The sequence below is a fragment of the Falsigemmobacter faecalis genome, from assembly GCF_003863335.1.
GTDB classification, from domain to species: Bacteria; Pseudomonadota; Alphaproteobacteria; order Rhodobacterales; family Rhodobacteraceae; genus Wagnerdoeblera; species Wagnerdoeblera faecalis.
Window position 1 is genome coordinate 1 of record NZ_RRAZ01000016.1, and the last position, 1,367, is coordinate 1,367.

At 63.0% G+C, this 1,367-nt stretch carries 2 protein-coding genes; one reads left to right on the top strand and one right to left on the bottom strand.

Annotation, left to right across the window (positions count from 1 at the left end; translation table 11 throughout):
- Nucleotides 1-1,146, top strand: a 1,146-nt coding sequence (locus EG244_RS11920) for an IS1380-like element IS1247 family transposase (RefSeq protein ID WP_124965227.1), incomplete at its 5' end; no start/stop codon positions are given.
- A 13-nt stretch (nt 1,147-1,159) separates the two neighbouring features.
- Here EG244_RS11920 and EG244_RS20955 read toward each other — a convergent pair.
- Nucleotides 1,160-1,367: hypothetical protein (locus EG244_RS20955; RefSeq protein WP_206752332.1), on the bottom strand; the 208-nt coding region annotated here is incomplete at its 5' end.

The following is a 1,367-nucleotide window of genomic DNA, read 5'->3' on the forward strand; positions in this document are numbered from 1 at the left end:
GGCCTGTTCCGGCAATCAGTCTTTGGGCGGCTGGCCGGATACGAGGATGTCAACGACGCCAACCGTCTCGCCTGCGATCCGGTCATGCGCCAAGTTGTCGGCGGCAGAGCGGTCGATGCACAAGCGGCCTCGGCATCGCAGATGGGACGGTTCGAGACCGAGACGCTGGCTCTGGCCGGGAACCGTGCCGCGCTGGCCGACCTGAACGGGCAATGGATCGACCGGTTCCATGACCGTAACGGGCTGAAGTACATCGTTCTGGACATGGACAGCTCGGTCAGCCCGACCCATGGCGACCAGGAAGGGTCTGCCTGGAATGGCCATTTCGACTGTAGCTGCTATCACCCCAACTTTCTGTTCAACCAGTTCGGGATGCTGGAACGCTGCGCCCTGCGCCATGGCAACGTCCACAGCGCCGATGGCTGGCGTGATGTTCTCGACCCCGTCATTGCGCGCTACGCGGAGCGCGACCTTGGTGGCAGGTTCTTCCGGGCCGATGCTGCCTACGCGATCCCGGCGATCTATGAGCGATTGGAAGAAGCGCGGTTCTTCTACGCCATCCGGCTGCCCGCAAACGCGGTCCTCAAGGACAAGATCGCGCATCGGCTAACGCGCCCTGTCGGGCGGCCGTCACTGACCAAGGTCAAGCGGTTCTTCGAGGAATTCGAGTATCAGGCGGCGTCCTGGGACAAGGAACGCCGGGTGATCGCCAAGATCGAATGGCATCCGGGCGAACTGTTCCCGCGTGTCGGCTTCATCGTCACCAACCTGCCGATGGAGCCGGACTGGGTGGTGCGGTTCTACAACCAGCGCGGCACCGCCGAGCAGCACATCAAAGAGGGCAAATACGCCTTTCGCTGGACGCGGCTGTCGTGCCGGAAGTTCCGCGACAATGAGGTGCGGCTGCAACTGCACGCCCTGGCGTACAACCTGGCCACCTTCTTGCGCTGCATCGAGCTGCCCGAGGCCATGGCCGACTGGTCGTTGACCAGCCTGCAACTGAAGCTGATCAAGATCGGGGCACGTGTGGTCCGTCACGCCCGCACCATCACCTTCCAGCTGGCCGAGGTCGCTGTCACCGGCACGATGGTACGCGCCATCCTCGCCGCTATCCGCCGATTGCGAGCGCCACCGCTATGCGCATGATCGCGATCCACGCTCAAACTGAACGAAAGCGGCTGGACAGATCTGTCCGCTGCGCTGAAAAACGCCGCCCCTGGGCAAGGAAACAGCGGCTTCGCGGTCTGATCCGTCCAGATCCAGCAGTCTGCGCGACCGCAGGTGCCGCTTGCGGCAGAAAATCCTTGTCTAGCGCTCGGATACAGGCGATCTTCACCTCAAACGACACGCCACTTGGGGAATGCAGG